This is a genomic window from Bifidobacterium parmae (genome assembly GCF_002860365.1).
GTDB classification, from domain to species: domain Bacteria; phylum Actinomycetota; class Actinomycetes; order Actinomycetales; family Bifidobacteriaceae; genus Bifidobacterium; species Bifidobacterium parmae.
This window is the reverse complement of sequence record NZ_NMWT01000007.1, coordinates 18,145-36,903: the sequence shown is the minus strand read 5'-3', so window position 1 is coordinate 36,903 and position 18,759 is coordinate 18,145. Positions and strand designations below refer to the sequence as shown.

At 67.7% G+C, this 18,759-nt stretch carries 10 protein-coding genes; 7 read left to right on the top strand and 3 right to left on the bottom strand.

Annotation, left to right across the window (positions count from 1 at the left end):
• Complete coding sequence (gene tgt, locus Uis4E_RS03255; protein ID WP_243394300.1) at positions 1-1,389, bottom strand: tRNA guanosine(34) transglycosylase Tgt; 1,389 nt, start codon at positions 1,387-1,389, stop codon at positions 1-3.
• Between the two features lie 554 nt (positions 1,390-1,943).
• Here tgt and Uis4E_RS03250 point away from each other — a divergent pair.
• Both Uis4E_RS03250 and Uis4E_RS03245 read left to right on the top strand, forming a co-directional pair.
• A complete protein-coding gene (locus Uis4E_RS03250) occupies positions 1,944-4,007 on the top strand; it encodes a S1C family serine protease (protein ID WP_101621837.1) in 2,064 nt (687 codons plus the stop codon).
• Positions 4,008-4,755: 748 nt separating this feature from the next.
• Complete coding sequence (locus tag Uis4E_RS03245; protein WP_101621881.1) at positions 4,756-7,287, top strand: HAD-IC family P-type ATPase; 2,532 nt, start codon at positions 4,756-4,758, stop codon at positions 7,285-7,287.
• A gap of 48 nt (positions 7,288-7,335) precedes the next feature.
• Here Uis4E_RS03245 and Uis4E_RS03240 read toward each other — a convergent pair whose 3' ends face one another.
• On the bottom strand, positions 7,336-8,331 hold the full coding sequence (locus Uis4E_RS03240) for an asparaginase (RefSeq protein ID WP_101621836.1): 996 nt from the start codon (positions 8,329-8,331) through the stop codon (positions 7,336-7,338).
• A 26-nt stretch (positions 8,332-8,357) separates the two neighbouring features.
• Entirely contained in the window at positions 8,358-9,881 is a 1,524-nt protein-coding gene (locus tag Uis4E_RS03235; protein ID WP_101621835.1) for an amino acid permease, read from the bottom strand.
• A 261-nt stretch (positions 9,882-10,142) separates the two neighbouring features.
• Here Uis4E_RS03235 and Uis4E_RS03230 point away from each other — a divergent pair, with 261 nt between their 5' ends.
• The 5 genes from Uis4E_RS03230 to Uis4E_RS03210 all read left to right on the top strand — a co-directional run bounded on the left by Uis4E_RS03230 (position 10,143) and on the right by Uis4E_RS03210 (position 18,502).
• Complete coding sequence (locus tag Uis4E_RS03230) at positions 10,143-11,618, top strand: FAD-dependent oxidoreductase (protein WP_165784826.1); 1,476 nt, start codon at positions 10,143-10,145, stop codon at positions 11,616-11,618.
• A gap of 234 nt (positions 11,619-11,852) precedes the next feature.
• Entirely contained in the window at positions 11,853-13,160 is a 1,308-nt protein-coding gene (locus Uis4E_RS03225; RefSeq protein WP_101621833.1) for a serine hydrolase, read from the top strand.
• Positions 13,161-13,360: 200 nt separating this feature from the next.
• Complete coding sequence (gene htpX, locus Uis4E_RS03220; protein ID WP_101621832.1) at positions 13,361-14,332, top strand: zinc metalloprotease HtpX; 972 nt, start codon at positions 13,361-13,363, stop codon at positions 14,330-14,332.
• Between the two features lie 748 nt (positions 14,333-15,080).
• Positions 15,081-16,424 carry a xylose isomerase gene (xylA, locus tag Uis4E_RS03215; protein WP_101621831.1) on the top strand — a complete coding sequence of 448 codons (1,344 nt, stop codon included), beginning with the start codon at positions 15,081-15,083 and terminating at the stop codon, positions 16,422-16,424.
• 701 nt (positions 16,425-17,125) lie between these two features.
• Positions 17,126-18,502, top strand: coding sequence for a sugar porter family MFS transporter (locus Uis4E_RS03210; protein WP_101621830.1), 1,377 nt, complete (start codon positions 17,126-17,128; stop codon positions 18,500-18,502).
• Positions 18,503-18,759: the final 257 nt, after the last annotated feature.

Here is an 18,759-nt window from a genome sequence, read left to right as displayed (position 1 = left end):
CTACTTGCCGTAGAAGTGGGCCAGGGATTCGTCGCGGAACTCTTCGAAGTAGCCGCCGTCGATCGAGGCGCGGATGTCGTCGAGCAGCTTCACGAAGAACCGCTCGTTGTGGATCGTGGCGAGCGTGAACCCGGTGAACTCGTGCGCGCGCAGCAGATGATCCACGTAGGCGCGCGAATAATGCGCGCACGTGTAGCAGTCGCAGCCCTCCTCCAGAGGTCCGAAATCGAACTTGTGCTGCGCCCGCTTGATGTTGTAGCGGCCGTGGCGCGTGAAGATCGCGCCGTTGCGGGCGCATCGCGCGGGAGCCACGCAGTCGAACGTGTCGCCGCCGTTCTCCACGCACGCGAAGATGTCGTCCACGGACGCGATGCCGAGCACGTGGCGCGGCCTGTTCTCCGGCATCGCGTCGCAGATCCACGCGCACGTCTCGCCGATGATGCGCTTCTCGATCGCGCCGCCGATGCCCACGCCGTCGAAGTCGAGCGACGCGATCTGCTCGGCCGCATGCCGGCGCAGGTCCTCGTAGTTCGCGCCCTGCACCACGCCGTACAGCGCTTGGTACGGCTTGCCGAGGCGTGCTTCGGTGAGCCGCTGGTGCTCGGCCACGCAGCGCTGCGCCCAACGGTACGTGCGTTCCACCGACTCCTCCTGATAGGAGCGCGTGTTCATCAGCGTGGTGAGCTCGTCGAACGCGAACATGATGTCGGCGCCGATCTTGTGCTGGATGCCCATCGAGATCTCGGCGGAGAAACGGTGTTCGTCGCCGTTGAGCGGTGATTTGAACGTCACGCCGTCCTCGTCCACCCAGGCGAGGCGCTCCTTGCCTTCCGCGATGATGTCGTCCGACTTCATGCCGGTCACGTCCATCGCGAGCGTCTTCTTGAATCCGACGCCCAGCGACATGACCTGGAAACCGCCGGAATCGGTGAACGTCGGGCCGTGCCAGTTCATGAACTTCGCGAGGCCGCCGGCCGCGTCGAGCACGTCCTCGCCGGGGCGTTCGAACAGGTGGAACGCGTTGGCGAGCAGGCATTGCGCGCCGAGGTCCCGCATCGATTCGGGCAGGACGGCCTTCATCGCGGCCTGCGTGCCCACCGGCACGAACGCGGGCGTCCTGATGTCGCCGTGCGGCGTGTGGATGATGCCGGTGCGGCCGTAGCGGGCGCCGCCCTTGCCTTTGCCGTCGGCCGCGTCCGGGAGGCGCGTGATGGTCTCGAATGAGAACGCGGCACGGTCGCCGGGTTTGCCGGGGGCGGCGCCGCGCGGATGCTCGTTGAGGTCGATCGCGGCGGGGGCGGGCGTGCCCGTGGTCGCGACCGTGCCGGCGTTCGTGGAGGCGCCGCCCGGCACGGCGTCGACTGTGGTGTTCGTGGGGTTGTCGGTCATAGCTTCACTTTAGGCGGACAAGCGGATTGCGGGAAGGCCGATGAGGCGGGCGGNGCCGCTGGGGATGTGTGCCGGTGGAACGGACGGAAGAACGACGTAGGGCTATCTCGCTTACGAGGGGTATTTCGGAACGTATGCCGATGTGTATCTCCGTTGGGAGGGGTGCCGGAGACGGCGTACCCGGGAGGTTTTAGAGGAATTCCAACGCCCCGGCGTGGGTTTCCCGTCAGTGGAGTACCCCTTGCAACGGGGATAGCAGTTCGAGGCCCGTCGTATCTACCCCTTGCAAGCGAGATAGGCGGTGGCATTGGACGAGTGCGCGCAACGGCCCGGACGGGCGACCCCGTCTGGGCGAGCCGGGCGGTCGCCCCGGACGGGCGCATGCGGGAAGTCGGTAGAAGATTCACCCTGCACTTCCAACGAACATTCAGGAAACTTACAGAGCCACTGCCTTTACTCTTAGGTAGCAATACGAACCGGCGGCGGGATTGCTGAAGTACCGACCGAACAGGCAACATAACGAAGCCGCCGTTCCTATGAAGGAGCAGACGATTATGGCTGATGAGCAGAACAGCTGGAACCCGCAGGGCGACCAGGGCAACGCGCAGCCGCAGGGCGGTCAGACCCCGGCCGCGCAGCCGCAGACGCCGCAGAATCCGCAAAACGAGTATGGTGCGCCCGCCGCCGGCACCCCCGCCGCCGGTGCCCCCACCATGAACGAGCAGCCCACCGAAACCATCGACCCGGCGGCCGTGCAGGGCGCGCAGGCCGCCGCCGCATCCGGTGCGGCCCCCACCCAGACCTTCCCGACCGCGCCCGTGGCGCCGGTCTCCGCCGCCCCGGCCACCGCGTCGGGCACCCCCGAGGTCGCCCCCGACTACGCCTCGGCGAAGGGCGAGCAGACCGTGGTCTCCGCCGCCCCGGCCGCGCCGACGACCCCGATCCCCACGTCCCAGCCCGCGTACGGCCAGTACCGTCCGGCCCCCGAATACGGCGCCTACGGTCCGGTTCCCACGCAGCCCGGCGAGCCCGTCAACCCGGCCGCCGGCGCGCAGGGCGAGCAAGGCGGCGCGCATGGTACGCAGCCCGCGCAGGACCGCAACCCGTACGCCGGCATGACCGGCACGTCCACCAACCCGTTCGCCCCGCAGGGCAACGAGCAGAACGCCCCGAACATCCCGAACAACGGCAACCCGTTCGCACCGGCCGGCCCCGGAGTCCCCGGAACCCCGGGCGCCCCCAACGACCCGGCCTTCCAGAACGGCCCGAACCCCAACGCCCGCCCGAAGGCCTCCAACGGCACCGTGCGCGGCGTGGTCATCGGCGTGGTCGCCGCGCTCCTGTCCGCCGGCCTGTGCCTCGGCGTCGGTTACGCGGCCATCACGAGCGGCGCCGTCAAGGTGCCGACCACCAGCTCGCTCGCCAACGTGGATTCCAGCACGTCCGGCTCCGGCTCCGCCACCGCCAAGTCCGGCGAAGCCCCCGACTGGCAGGCCGTCGCCAAGGCGGTCTCCGGCTCCGTGGTCTCCATCCAGACCCAGCTGTCCGACGGCACCGCGCAGGGTTCCGGCGCGATCCTCGACACCAAGGGCCACATCGTGACCAACAACCACGTGATCTCCGGCGCCCAGAAGATCCAGGTGACACTCTCCAACGGCCAGATGTACTCCGCGCAGGTCGTCGGCACCGACACCACCACCGATCTCGCGGTCATCAAGCTCGACAATCCGCCGAGCGACCTCAAGGCCGTCGAATTCGCCGACTCCGACAAGCTCGCCGTCGGTGAGAACATCATGGCCGTCGGCAACCCGCTCGGCTACGACGACACCGCCACCTCCGGCATCGTCTCCGCGCTCAACCGCCCGGTCACGGTGATGGACGACAACAACAACGACATCGTCACCAACGCGGTCCAGATCGACGCGGCCATCAACCCGGGCAACTCGGGCGGCCCGACCTTCAACGCGGCCGGCCAGGTGATCGGCATCAACTCGTCGATCGCCTCCACGTCCAGCTCGTCGTCCTCCAGCACCGCCGGCTCGATCGGCATCGGCTTCGCGATCCCGTCGAACCTCGTCAAGCGCGTCGCCAACGAGATCATCGACAACGGTTCCGTCAAGCACGTGGCGCTCGGCATCACGATCACCTCCTCCACGGTCGAGGCGGACGGCGTGACCCGCGCCGGCGCGAAGATCACCAAGGGCACGTCCGGCTCCGCGGTCGTCTCCGGCTCCCCGGCCGCCAAGGCCGGCCTGAAGGAAGGCGACACGATCGTCGCGTTCAACGGCAACGCCGTGTCCAGCAACGCCTCCCTGCTCGGCTTCGTGCGCGCCGCGGCCCTCGGCGACAAGGCGACGCTCACCATCGTGCGCGACGGCAAGACCATGGACGTCGACGTGACGCTCGACCAGCAGGAGGAGGCCGTCAACGGCACCAACCGTTCCGACACCGGCAGCAACGGCAGCGGCTCCGACGGCTCTGACGGCTCCGGCTCGGACGGCTCGGGCAACGGCGACTCCGGCAACGGCGACTCCGGCTCGGACGGCTCGGGCAACGGCGACTCCGGCAACGGCGACTCCGGCTCCGGCAACGACGGCTTCCCGTTCAACATGTGGTGATCGGCAGCGTCCGGCCCCGGCATTCGCTTCGCGCGAGTGCCGGGGCTTTGTCGTTTCCGGACCGACCGCAAGCGGGGAACGACGGCGCGGTGTGTGCCTGTTGGCTCCCCCTCAGTCGGCTGCGCCGACAGCTCCCCCTCAAGGGGGCGCAAACAGATGCACCGTCACGCCGTCGTCACGCCGCCGGCCACGTTGACCGCTCCCCTCAAGGGGCGCACCATGCGTGTGGCCGCCCCACGCCGCGGGTTGCGGCGTTCGAGGGCCGCTGTTAGAGTGGCAGCGCAATAACCGAATACCGATTCTTTACGCCGTGTATCGAGCGATGCATCATGCGGGAATCGCGGGTTCCGAATCGGCCATGGCCGATTGGCCCACGGGCGTCTTACGGAGGTCCGTGCGCTTCGGCAATCCGCGACCAATCTCTCTTCTCTCCCGCCACCGATGCCCGCCGATGGGTTAACAAGGCGTGACCGCACCTGCCGTGCGTCACGTTTTGCATACCGTCAAGGCCAAGTAAGTGCAAAGCGGCACGCCCGGCCCGTACCATCGTAAGGAGCATCAGATGAGCCAGCTCTCATCCCCTTCCCTCACCGATTCCGGCGACCGATCCCGAACCGCTTCGTCGAAGCCTCGTGGCGATGCACAGACCCACGATTCGCAAGCCAACCCCATTCCTGCGGCCTCATCCGCCCCATCACGCCATCGCGGCATCATCCCCGCGGTCATCGACCTGTGCCGTCGCCTGCCGATGCTGCCGGTCGTCATCCTCTCCGCGATTCCCGTCGCGCTGCTGTGGGATGTCCGCCTGTGGAGCGCGTTCCCGGGGTCCGTATCGTCTGCGTCGTCCGCGTCGTCCGCATCCCTCACATCATCCGTGCTCGCCGCGCTGACCCACCCCTCGCTCGGTCAGTGGATCGTCGTCGCGCTTGTCGCATACACCGTGATCGGCACCGTCATCGGCATGATCGACGACATCCGCCACGGTCAGGTCGGCATCGACCTGCTCGCCGTGCTCGCCATGCTGTCCACGCTCGGCGTGGGCGAATACTGGGCGTCCTGGGCGGTCGTGCTCATGGTCACGTCCGGCGAGGCGATCGAGGAATACGCGCAGTCGAAGGCGGAACACAGCCTCACCGCGCTGCTCGACGCGGCGCCGCGCACCGCGCACGTCGCGAACCTGCCCGGCGTGGGCAGGGAAACGGCGTCTCGTGCGGCCCGCAACATTGCGCCGATTCGCGACGACGACGGATTCCGCCACGTGACCGCCGCACACGCCACCGCGCACGCCGCCGCTCGGGGCGCGTCCGGTCGGGGAACCGGACCGGAAGGCCACGCCGCGGACGCCGTGTGCGCGCTCACCGGCCGCGACCCGGAAACCTGCGATCCGGCCGTCGCGCGCGCCGACGCGCGCGTACGGCCGGGAGCGGACGCGCGATTCGACACCGTGCCCGTCGACCAGGTGCGACTCGGCGACGTGATCATCGTGCTGCCCGGCGAAACCGTGCCGGTCGACGGCGAACTGCTGTCCGGCGCGGCCACGCTCGACCTGAGTGCGATCAACGGCGAACCGGTGCCGCGCGAAGTGTACGCGGGCGCGCGCGTCATGTCCGGCGCGGTCAACGGTGCGACGACGCTCGCCATGCGCGCCGTCGAAGTCGCCGCCGACTCGCAATACCAGCGGATTCTCGCGATGGTGAGCCAGGCGCAGGAGTCGCGGCCGGCGGTCGTGCGGACCGCGGACCGGCTCGCCGTGCCGTTCACGCTGCTCTCGCTGCTCATCGCCGGCGTCGCGTGGGCGGTGGCCGGCACGCCGCTGCGGTTCGCGCAGGTGCTCGTGCTCGCCACGCCCTGCCCGCTGCTCATCGCCGCGCCGGTCGCGTACATCGCCGGCACGTCGCGCCTCGCCGCCGCCGGCGTGCTCATCAAGACGCAGGATGTGATCGAACAGCTGGGGCGCGTCACGCAGGTGTTCTTCGACAAGACCGGCACGTTGACCGTCAAACAGCCGCAGGTCGTGCGCGTGGAGATGGTGGATGATGGCGCGGATGATGGCGGATTCGCGGGTGTGGCCCGTGGCACGGGTGTGGCCCGCGGATCGGATGCCGGTGGTGCGGATGTGCGTGGTGCGGATGTGCGTGCGGCGAAGCTCGACGAGGATCATGTGCTGATGTTCGCGGGCGTGGTCGAAAGCTATTCGGTTCACGTGCTCGCCAAGGGCATCGCGGCGGCCGGGCGCGAGGCGCTCGGACGGCTGCATGCGCGGTATGCGGCCGGGCGGCGTGAGTGCCCGGAGAACGAGCTCGGGGGCGATGCCGCGGGAACCGTGCCGGGGCATGACGGATACGGACGGGATTATCCGGTCGTGACGAAGGTGAAGGAGGAACCCGGCAAGGGGATTTCCGCCGAGGTCAACGGGCATGCGGTGCGCGTCGGGCGGCTGGCGTTCGCGGCCGCGGGCGAGGACGGATTCGTGACGACGGCCACCCCCAGTCGGCCTTCGGCCGACAGCCCCCGCCAGCGGGGGCAGGATGAGATCGCGGAGACGTGGGCGGCGGAGCGCGTCACCGTCGACAGCCCCCGCCAGCGGGGGCGGGATGAAATCGCTGTCCCCGCTGGCGGGGACCGGCGAGCTGTGCGAGCCGAGGGGTGGTCTGCGGCGCGGGGCCGGTTCGGGATGCTGGCGGCGGATGAGATGGCGTCGTATGTGGCGGTGGACGGGCGGCTGGTCGCGCGCATCGTGCTGCGCGACGTGCCGCGCGCGAACACGAAGGCCGCGCTCGCACGCCTGCACGAACTGGGCGTCGCCAAGCTCACGATGCTCACCGGCGACAAGCGGGCCTCGGCCTCGATCGTCGCGCGCGAGGTCGGCATCGACGAGGTGCATGCCGAACTGTTCCCCGAAGACAAGGTGGCCGCGGTGCGTGCGGCCACTGCGCCCGTCACGATGATGGTGGGGGATGGGGTGAACGATGCGCCGGTGCTGGCGGCAGCGGGTATCGGCGTCGCGATGACCGACGGCACGTCCACCGCCGCCTCCGAATCGGCGCAGGTCGTCGTGATGAACGACGACATCGCCGCCGTGCCGCGCGCCATCGCCATCGCGCGGCGCACCAAGCGCGTGATGCTCCAGGCCGTGGTCGCGGGGCTCGCGCTCGCCGTCGTCGGCATGGTCGCGGCCGCGTTCGATCTGATCCCGGTGGTCGTCGGCGCGTTCCTGCAGGAAGGCATCGACGTGGTGAGCATCCTGTGGGCGCTCACCGCCGTGCTGGACCGGGATTAGCGGCAATCACGGTCCAGCACGCGGCGGCTGAAGGGCGAGCTCACACGCTCACACGGTGATCTCGCCGGCGATGGATCGGGGGATCCAGGCGGCGAGATCCTTGCCGGTCAGGCCCTGCGAGAGCAGGAACACGATCTTCGCGTAGGCGGCTTCGAGCGTCATGTCGCCCGTGCCGACCGCGCCCGCGCGGGCGATCGCGTCGCCGGCCTCGTAGTGGCCGAGCAGCACGGTCGCCTGCTGGCACTGCGAGGCCACCACGACGGGCACGCCCTCGTCCAACACCTTCGCGAGCACGTCGGTCAGGCCGGGCTCGGTGCACGGCACGTTGCCCACGCCGTACGCGCGGATCAGCACCGCTTCGGGGCGCGGCGTGAGCATGGCCTCAAGACGTGCGGCCGTGATGCCCGGCGCCATGTCGATCACGGGCACGTCATGCCGCGTGTATGGCAGCGGATCGTACCAGCCTTCGCCGCGGCCCTCGTAGGACTCCCAGTGCCAGGGCGCGCCGGTCTGCGCGAGCAGTCCGGCCGACGGCGCGTCGAAGCCCTCGAACGCCCACGACGACACCTTGCTCACGCGGTTGCCGGCGATCAGATGATGGCCGAAGAACAGCGAGACGCCGTGCGCCCGGCCGCTGACCACCGCGTTGAGCGCGCCGGTCACGTTGGCCGTGGCATCGGTCTCGACCATGCCCAGCGGATACTGCGATCCGGTGAACACGATCGGCTTGCCGAAGCCGGTGAGCGCATACGACACCGCGGCCGACGAGTAGCTCATCGTGTCGGTGCCGTGCAGCACGACGAACGCGTCGGCGTCGTTGCGGTGCCTGCGCAGGTCGTCGATGATCGCCTGCCAGCTGTCCGGCGTGGCGCACGACGAGTCGATCAGCGGGTCGAGCTCGGTGTACGAGACGTCGTCGGTGCCGATCTGCGTGCCGTCGAGCAGCCCGTGCAGCCAGCCGAGCATGTCGGCGCCGGGGGCGAGGCCGTGCGGCGAGCTGACCATGCCGATCGTGCCGCCCGTGTACGTGATGTGAATGCGCATGATGATTGCCCTTCTACTTGGCGGCGTTACTTGGCGGCTTCGACCTCGTCCACCGCGTCGGCGTCGAGCATCTCGTCGAGCAGGTTGCCGTCGATGCGCCCGCGCACGTAGTACCAGCCGATGACCATGGCGATCACGACGACGACGAACAGGGCCAGCGTCCAACGGCCGGAGGCGCTCGTCAGGTTCGAGATCACGACGATCGCGAAGAACACCAGCGACACGTAGTTCGTGTACGGGGCGCCCGGCATGCGGTATTCGGGGCGCGTCTCCTCGCCGGCCTTCACCTTCCTGAGGAACGCGAGGTGCGTGACGAGGATGGAGGCCCACGTGCCGGCGATGCCGATGCCGGCGAGGTTCATGATGATGTCGAACGCGTCGGACGGCAGCACCGCGTTGAGCACCACGCCGATCAGACCCAGCGCGGACGTGATGATGATGCCGCCGTACGGGATGTGGTGCTTGTTCATGCGGGCCGCGAACTTCGGGCCGGAGCCGGCGATGGCCATCGAGCGCAGCGTGCGGCCGGTGGCGTACAGGCCGGCGTTCAGCGACGAGAGGGCGGCGGTGAGCACGACCACCTGGATCACGTCGCCCGCGTGCGGGATGCCGATGCCGGAGAAGAACGTGACGAACGGGGATTCGTTCGACGAGTACGCGGTGTACGGCAGGACGAGCGCCATCAGGATCACGGAGCCCACGTAGAACACGAAGATGCGGATGATCATCGAGTTGATGGCCTTCGGCAGCACCTCCTTGGCCTCCTGCGCCTCGCCGGCCGCGACGCCCACCATCTCGGTGCCGCCGAACGCGAACACGACGCCCAGCGTCAGCGCGAACACGGGCGCGATGCCCATCGGGAAGAAGCCGCCGTGCTCGGTGATGTTGGCGATGCCGGCGTGCGTGTCTCCGACCGGCGCGCCGGTGACGATCGCCCAGATGGCGATGACCATGAACGCGATGATCGTGAACACCTTGATCGCGGCGAACCAGAACTCGGCCTCGCCGAACATCTTCACGCTCATCATGTTGAGCACGAACACGAGGGCCAGCGCGCCGAGCGCGAGTAGCCACTGCGGCACGTCGGCGAACGCCTTCCAGTAGTGGAAGTACACGGCGACGGCGGTGATGTCGGCCATGACGGTGGTGGACCAGTCGAGGAAGAACATCCAGCCGGTGATGTACGCGCCCTTCTCGCCCAGGAACTCGCGGGCGTAGGAGACGAACGCGCCCGACGACGGGCGTCGGATCGCCAGCTCGCCCAGCGCGCGTACCATCAGGAACGCGAAGATGCCGCAGATCGCATAGGCGATGGTCAGGACGGCGCCGCCCTGCGCGAGACGGCCGCCCGCGCCCAGGAACAGGCCGGTGCCGATCGAGCCGCCGATGGCGATCATCTGGATGTGGCGGGGCTTGAGCTCCTTCGCGTAGCCGGCGTCGCCCTTGTCGCGCACGACGGTGCTGGATTCCTTGGTGGTTTCCTTGGTTGATTCCGTGCCGGCACTCGCGGGTGCGGGCTCCGACGCGGTCGTCTTCTCTCTCTCACTCATGATTCTGTCCTTTGGTGTCGGTGGATGCTCCGATATCGCGGCATCATGGCGCGCGATCGGGAAACATGATATGACGCTCGATGACCAATCAGGTGAACGGGTTCCGCCGGAGCACGGCCAAGGGAGAGGGACGAATAACGGGATGCCGGGGCGTGCGCGGACGCCGAGGCGGGCGGGAATGTGCGGAATGTGCGAAAACACACGGAAATACGCGGAAAACAGGGGTACCGCGATTCGGCGGCTTGCGATAACCTGTTACGCGTGACTGAATCTTCGAATACCGCAACCAACGCGACTGCAAACGAACTCCGCATCGCCGTGATCGGCGCGGGCCCCGCCGGCGTCTACTCCTCCGACATCTTCCTGCGCCAGCTCAAGAAGCTCGGCGAGGAGCTGGGCCTCGGCACCAAGGCCCGCATCGACCTGTTCGAGAAGCTGCCCGTGCCGTTCGGCCTGGTCCGCTACGGCGTGGCCCCCGACCACCCGTCCATCAAGTTCATCGCCTCCGCGCTCGAGAAGACGCTCGACAACCCGGACATCCACCTGTACTGCGACGTGGAGTTCGGCAAGGACGTCACCCTCGACGACCTGCTCGCCCGCTACGACGCCGTGCTGTTCGCCACCGGCGCCGTCAAGGACAAGCCGCTGCGCATCCCCGGCGCCGACCTCGACGGCGTGTACGGCGCCGCCAAGTTCGTCGAATGGTACGACGGCTACCCCACGGGCGCCCGCGAATGGCCGCTTGAGGCCGAGAACGTCGCCGTGATCGGCGGCGGCAACGTGGCGATGGACGTCGCGCGCGAGCTCATGCGCAACGCCGACGACCTCAAGGCCAAGACCGACATCCCGGACAACGTCTACGAAGGCATCCGGAACAACAAGGCCAAGGTGCTCCACCTGTTCATCCGCCGCGGCGTCGCCCAGGCGAAGTTCAGTGTGCAGGAGCTGCGCGAGATGGAGAAGCTGCCCGGCGTGCAGCTCATCATCAACGAGGACGACTTCGAACTGGACGACGACACCATCGAGGTCGCCGGCAAGGACAAGCTCACCCGCCAGATGGTCGAGGAGCTGTTCGCCATCCGCGAGATGGCCGAGGACATGGAGGACGACGGCGACGTCGACTACGAGGGCAACCCGGCCGACCGCAAGTACTACGTCCACTTCAACTCCGCGCCCACCGAGATCGTCGGCGAGGACGGCAAGGTGAAGGCCATCCGCGTCGAGCGCACCGAGACCGGCGCCGACGGCGTGATGCACCGCACCGGCGAGTTCACCGACTACCCGGTCGAGGCCGTCTACCACGCGATCGGGTACCAGCCGGCCGAGGCCCCCGGCATCGCCTACGACGACCACGGCGCCCACCTCGCCAACGCGAACGGCGACGGCCGCATCACCACCGAGGCCGAAGGCGGCGAGGTGCGCGAACGCCTCTACGCGACCGGTTGGGCCAAGCGCGGCCCGGTCGGCCTGATCGGCTCCACCAAGTCCGACGCGCTCGCCATCGTCACCAACATGCTCGAGGATCTCGCCAAGGCCGCCGAAGGTGGCCGCGTGGCCGCCGACCGCGACCCCGAGTCCATCGACCGCCTGCTTGCCGAGCGTGGCGTCAAGCCGATCGACTTCGCCGGCTGGAAGAAGGTCGACGCCTTCGAACGCGCCGAAGGCGCGAAGGAGGGCCGCGAGCACAAGAAGGTCATCGAGCCCGCCCAGATGCGCGAGCTCGCCCACGCCGAGTGATCGCACCGCCTGTTTCACATCGTGTTTCACGTGACACGATGTGAAACCGCGTGAAACATCCGCGTCCCGCGACGCATCGCACCGAAGCCGCGATCGGCGGTGGTTCCGCACGATGATTCGTGCGAACCCCCGCCAATCGCGGCTTCGTCATATTCTCGTATACAGGTTCATCAAACGGTTCGATAGTCCGTCCCCACGCCCGTCGCCCGTTTGCGCATCGGGAAGGTGGTCATCATGAAGCAGTCGCGTTCCGCCGGCTCTCCGCGAGGGGGCAGGTCGGGCGGCGCCCGCTCGCCGCGCGGCGGCCGCAACGGCCGGACCTCCCTCCCGCAGTCGCGCAACTCCGGCAAGACCACGCGCCGCCATCACACGACGCAATACCAGCGCGCGTCGAAACGCATGCGCGCCGTCTACCGCCGCCGTCGCATCGTCGTCGGCACGGCCGCGCTCGCCGTCATCTGCTTCGTCGTCGCCGTCGTCGCGCACGTGCCCGGCTGGCTGTCCGGCGCGGGCGACGCGGTGAGCGCCGCCGGACACCCCTCGCTGAGCCGCACGGCCGCGAGCAAGCCGCGCGCGCTCACCGCCGCGGAACGCGCGGTGGCGGCGCTCGGCAAGCTCGACGGCAACGCCGACGTCTCCACGGAAGGATTCACGCTCTCCGACGACGATCGCGCGGCCCTCGACCAGGCCGTCGCGACCGTCACGTCCGCCGGATACGGCGTCTCCGTCACGATGGTCGACATGACGACCTACCGCGCGCTCGCCGTGCACGGCGGCGACGCGCGCTACTCCGCCTCCGCGATCAAAGGACCGTACATCCTCGCGCTCGCCGCGACCGGCACCGTCGATCTCGACGCGGTCGCGCAGTCGTCGGACTCCGATCCGACCGGCGTCGGCGCCGACGGCAAGCCGGTGTCGTCCGGCGACGGCGACACGACCGGCGCGACCGCCGCCGCGTCCGGCGAGGACGAGTCGGCGATCGCGTCGGACATGACGCTGACCTCGACCGGCGCGGGCGTGAACCAGCTCATCGCGCAGACGGTCACCGTGTCCGACAACAGCAGTTTCGCCGCGCTCCACCGCACGTACGGGTCCGGCTCGTTCGCCGCGTGGGCGACGCGCGCGCATGTGGGCGCCGACGTGACGAGTGGCGCGTACCTCGACATCTCGTCGACCGACATGGCGCGCATGTGGACGATGGGATACGGCTACCTGTTCCACGGCGATGCGACGCTCGCCGTGCGCGGGTCGAAGCCCGCCACGTCCGATGCGGCGCGGCAGTGGCTCGCGGGCGAGTTCACCGATACGCTCAACTCGAGCATCCACAACGCGCTGGGCGGTTCGGACGGTTATGCCGTGTACACGAAGGCGGGGTGGATCGACGACGGCGACTACAAGGCGCTGAACGACGCCGGCATCGTCACGACCGGTTCCGGCGATTACGTGATCGCGGTGATGACCGACGCGGTCGGGCAGTACGATCTGGTCGCCGGACTGGTCTCGGCGCTGGACGGGATTCACTCGTCGGCGATGGCGAAGTGAGGGCTTCGTCGTCCTGTCTCGGCACCCTCTGGCGAGGGGGTTGTCGGCGGAGCCGGCTGGGGGGGGCGCGGGGCGAGGTGGGTGTTTCACGTGAAACATCGCATGGCGGACGTGGGGGTGCGTCGCGCCGGTGGCTGCGTTCGCGTCGCGCTCGGTTGCCGTCCAGCGAAATTTCAGATATCCCCGTTAGCGTGAGCCCTATGGACGGCAAAATGCGTGTGCACGGCCATCACAATGGCCTGAAGACGACCCTGCTTTTCGGGTTGATGTGGGCCGTCGTCATGCTGGTCTGGTGGGCCACGGGCGGCAGTAGAGGGACCCTCGGCATCTTCATCCTCATCGGACTCGGCTCCACGTTCTTCTCCTACTGGTTCTCCGACAAGCTCGCCATCGCGTCGATGGGGGCGCAGGAGGTCAGCGAGGCGGAGGCGCCCACGCTGTATCGGATCGTCCGCGAACTGTCCGCGAAGGCCGGCAAGCCGATGCCGCGCATCTACGTAGCGCCGACGATGAGCCCGAACGCGTTCGCCACCGGGCGCAACGAACGCCACGCCGCCGTCTGCTGCACGCAGGGTATCCTCAGGATCCTCAACGAACGCGAGATCCGCGGCGTGCTCGGCCACGAGCTCATGCACGTGTACAACCGCGACATCCTCACCTCGGCGGTCGCCTCCGCGATGGCGACCGTCATCACGTATCTCGGCTATTCGCTCATGTACTTCGGCGGCGGCACGTCGCGCGACGACCGCGACAACGCGTCCGGCGGGCTCGGACTGATCGGCGTGCTGCTCAGCGCGATCCTCGCGCCGATCGCCGCCTCGCTGCTGCAATTGGCGATCTCCCGCACGCGCGAATACGACGCGGACGAGGACGGCAGCGTGCTCACCGGCGATCCGGAGGCGCTCGCCTCCGCGCTCAACAAGATCTCGTACGGCGCGCAGACCACGCCGATGCGCAAGACCGCCGGCACGCAGTCCGTCTCCGCGATGATGATCGCCAACCCGTTCTCCGCCGCCGGATTCTCGAAGCTGTTCTCCACCCATCCGCCGACCGAGGACCGCATCAAGCGTCTCATGCAGATGGCCCAGGAGATGAGCGCCGCTCAAGTGTACGGCGGCGGTGCCGGTGCCGGTGCCGGCGGGTTCGGCGGTCCCGCGCAGGTGCGCTGGTAGATTCGCGAGTGGTTTCAGCGGTCGTACCTCGAATCGCGCCTTGTGTTGTGCCGGCGGGGCGCCTTGTGTTGTGCCGGCGGGGGCGCGCCTTGTGTTGTGCCGGCGGGGCGCCTCGCGTTGTGCCGGCGGGGGCGCCTTGTGTTGTGCCGGCGGTTGTGCTCCGAATCATGCCTCCGTCTTGCGCCGGCGACTGCCCACCCGGCGCAAACCCCCGTTTTTTGCTGTCTACAGCGTCAAATGGACGGTTCGGGGGCATTGAATCGGGTGTTTGGCGCTGTACATCGGAGATAACGGGTGTTTGGGCCGGGGGTTGATGATGCCGGGGGTTGACGATGCCGGGGGCGTGGCTCCTTGGCCGTAGGGATGGTGGAGTTCTTGGTCGGTAGGGGACCTTGGTGGTGAGGTAGTGCGGCTGGCTGCTCTGGTGTGGCGGGGTGTCGGTTGCTTCGGTGGGGTGGGGTGTCGGTTGCTTCGGAGAGAGGGGATACCGGCTGCCGGCATTTTGGGGATGGAGTTGCCATTTGTTGCAGTGGGGCGCGTTGGGGCGGTGATTTACCGATGTGGGAAAACGTTGGAATCATTGGGGACACGCCGTATGCGGCCCATTAAGTTCATTCGATTGACAAACATTGTTCGACCATTTAACATATTGAATCGTCAATCGGAAACGGATGGCGACGCACAGCGTTGAGGCGCCACGCGGATCCGACGAAGAACGCAGTGAACACGAACATCAAAGGAGACTGCAATGGGTCTGTGGGATATCGACAAGATCGAGTACGTCGGTCGCAAGGGAGAGAAGGAAGGCCTCGGCTTCCGCTACTACGACGCCGACAAGGTCGTCGCCGGCAAGAAGATGAAGGACTGGCTGCGCTTCGCGGTCGCCTACTGGCACACCTTCGACCAGCGCCTCGTCGACCCATTCGGCGACGGCACCGCCGAGCGCCCGTACGACAAGTACACCAACCCGATGGATCTGGCCCTCGCCAAGGTCGACTACGCCTTCGAGTTCTACACCAAGCTGGGTGTCGAATACTTCTGCTTCCACGACCGCGACATCGCCCCGGAGGGCGACACCCTGCGCGAGACCAACGCCAACCTCGACAAGGTCGTCGACAAGATCGAGGAGAACATGAAGTCCACCGGCGTCAAGCTGCTGTGGAACACCCAGAACCTGTTCACCAACCCGCGCTTCGTCTCCGGCGCCGCCACCTCGCCGTTCGCCGACATCTTCGCCTACTCGGGCGCGCAGGTCAAGAAGAGCCTCGAGATCGCCAAGCGCCTCGGCGCCGAGAACTACGTGTTCTGGGGCGGCCGCGAAGGCTACGAGAACCTGTGGAACACGCAGATGCACCGCGAGCAGGCCCACATGGCCAAGCTCTTCCACCTCGCCGCCGACTACGCCAAGGAGATCGGCTTCGAGGGCCAGTTCCTCATCGAGCCGAAGCCGAAGGAGCCGACCTCGCACCAGTACGACTTCGATGCAGCCGCCGCGCTCGCCTTCCTCAAGACCTTCGACCTGGACGACGTGTTCAAGCTGAACCTCGAAGGCAACCACGCCAACCTGGCCGGCCACTCCTACCAGCATGAGGTCCGCTTCGCCCGCGAGAACGGCATCCTCGGCTCCCTCGACGCCAACCAGGGCGACAAGCTCATCGGCTGGGACATGGACGAGTTCCCGTCCGACCTGTACGACTGCGTCGCCGTGATGTGGGAGGTCCTCGCCAACGGTTCGATCGGCCCCCACGGCGGTCTGAACTTCGACGCCAAGCCGCGCCGCACCTCCTTCGCCGCCGACGACCTGTTCCGCGCGCACATCGTGGGCATGGATTCCTACGCCGCCGGCCTCCTGGTCGCCGCCAAGATGCACGAGGACCACTACATCGAGGATCTGCAGGCCGATCGCTACAGCTCCTACGAGTCCGGCATCGGCAAGGACATCGAGGACGGCAACGTCACGCTCGCCTCCCTTGAGGAGTACAGCCTCGACAAGACCCAGGCCGAGCTGCGCGCCGCCACCAAGTCCGATCACCTCGAGCAGGTCAAGGCCACCATCAACAACTACATCATCGACGCTCTGGCCGAGGCGTGAGCCGAAAGCCCGGTGGGCTTTCGGGTAGCCTCGGGCGAGGTCGAGGCGGGAGCCGAAGCCGAGCTGATACGTGGCGCGCGTAGCGCTCCGTAATTGCGGAACGAGGCGTGATGCCGATTGGCTCCCTCGACCGAGGGAGCCAATCCCGTATGACGGGGTCATCCCCGTCCGCCATACCGCTTCGGCTCCCGCTGGCGGGAGCTGGCCGCCGTAGGCGGTCTGAGGGTGGTTCCGCATCGGATCGTGACCACCCCCAGTCGGCTTCGCCGACAGCCCCCGCCAGCGGGGGCGTGAACATCGGGTGGGGAATCTCTCCGCGATGCGACGGCTCCCGCCAGCGGGGGCGTGAATATCGGTATCCGGTGGGATGCCCATCGTGATGCGGCGGCTCCCGCCGGCGGGGGCGTGAACATCGGGTGGGGGATTCCTCCGCGATGCGACGGCTCCCGCCGGCGGGAGCGGAAGCCACATGCATAACTGAATACGAAAAGGGGATGGCAGCCCCTTCGATTGAGGCCGTAGCGGCTGCCATCCCGAATGTTCCACATCAACGTCATGACGGACGTTCATGGGAACGCACCTATCCTACAGCAGACCGTGAGCGTCGGCGTGTGGGATGGCCGTTTCCGCGAACGATGCTGACCACCGCAAGCAGGGGTGCTTGGTCCATCGGTGACGCAAATCGATTCAAGGAAGAACATATGAACACCACAAGGAAACTCCCCAAGGGAGTCGTCTACTTCTTCGGAGCGCTCGGCGGCCTGCTGTTCGGCTACGACACCGGCGTGATCTCCGGAGCCATCCTCTTCATCCAGAAGCAGATGAACCTGGGCGCATGGCAGCAGGGCTGGGTCGTCAGCGCCGTGCTGCTGGGCGCCGTGCTCGGCGCCGCGTTCATCGGGCCGATGTCCGACAAGCTCGGCCGCCGCAAGCTGCTGCTCATCTCCGCCGTCATCTTCACGGTCGGCGCGCTCGGCTCCGGATTCTCGCCCGAATTCTGGACCCTCATCATCTCCCGCATCGTCCTCGGCCTCGCCGTGGGTGTCGCCTCCGCGCTGATCCCGACCTACCTGGGCGAGCTCTCCCAGGCGAGCAAGCGCGGCACCGTCTCCGGCCTGTTCCAGCTCATGGTCATGACCGGCATCCTGCTCGCGTACATCACGAACTACACGTTCTCGTTCATGGTCCACGGATGGCGCTGGATGCTCGGCTTCGCCGCCCTGCCCGCCATCATCCTGTTCCTCGGCGGCCTGTTCCTGCCCGAATCCCCGCGCTTCCTCGTGCGCACCGGCGATCTGGACGCCGCCAAGGCCGTGCTCGGCCAGATCTACGACAACGACCAGACCAAGGTCGCGCAGGAGCTGCACGAGATCGAAGGCCAGGCCAAGCTCGAGAACAAGGGCTTCGCCGAACTGTTCGGACCGACCGTCCGCCCGGCGCTGGTCATCGGCATCGGACTGGCGATCTTCCAGCAGGTCATGGGCTGCAACACCGTCCTCTACTACGCTCCGACGATCTTCACCGATGTCGGTTTCGGCGTGTCCGCCGCGCTCATCGCGCACATCGGCATCGGCATCGGCATCTTCAACGTGATCGTCACCGCCATCGCCATCGCCATCATGGACAAGGTCGACCGTCGCACGATGCTCATCGTCGGCGCCGTGGGCATGGGCGTCTCCCTGTTCGTCATGAGCTTCGCGATGAAGTTCTCCGGCGGATCGCACACCGCCGCCATCGTGTGCGTCATCGCGCTCACCGTCTACATCGCGTTCTTCTCCGGCACGTGGGGCCCGGTCATGTGGATCATGATCGGCGAGGTGTTCCCGCTCAACATCCGTGGCCTCGGCACCTCGTTCTCCAGCGTCATCAACTGGGCCGCGAACGCCGTCGTGTCCCTCACCTTCCCCTACCTGCCCAACCTGTTCGGCACCGGCAGCCTGTTCATCGGCTACGGCGTGATCTGCATCGCGTCCGTGTGGTTCGTCGCGAAGTACGTCTTCGAGACCCGCAACCGCTCCCTTGAGGAGATCGAGACCAGCCTGCGCGCCCGCGTCGCCAAGGTGACCGCCGCGGCATGACCGGACTCATGGGCCGGATTCATGGCCCAGGCCGGACCGGCCTACCGCTCTTCTCCTGAATTCCTTCCATCAGGGCTCGACCGGGAACCTCCCGGCCGGGCCCGACCTTTTCTCTCGACCACGACCGCCCGATCCGGGCCCGAACCACGAAAGGACCGCCACCATGGCCATCGCATCCCTCATCGCCCTCATCCTCTCCGGCTTCGGCGTCGCCCTGCGCGCCCGGCTGCGCCGCGACGGCCGCTGGTGACGCGGGC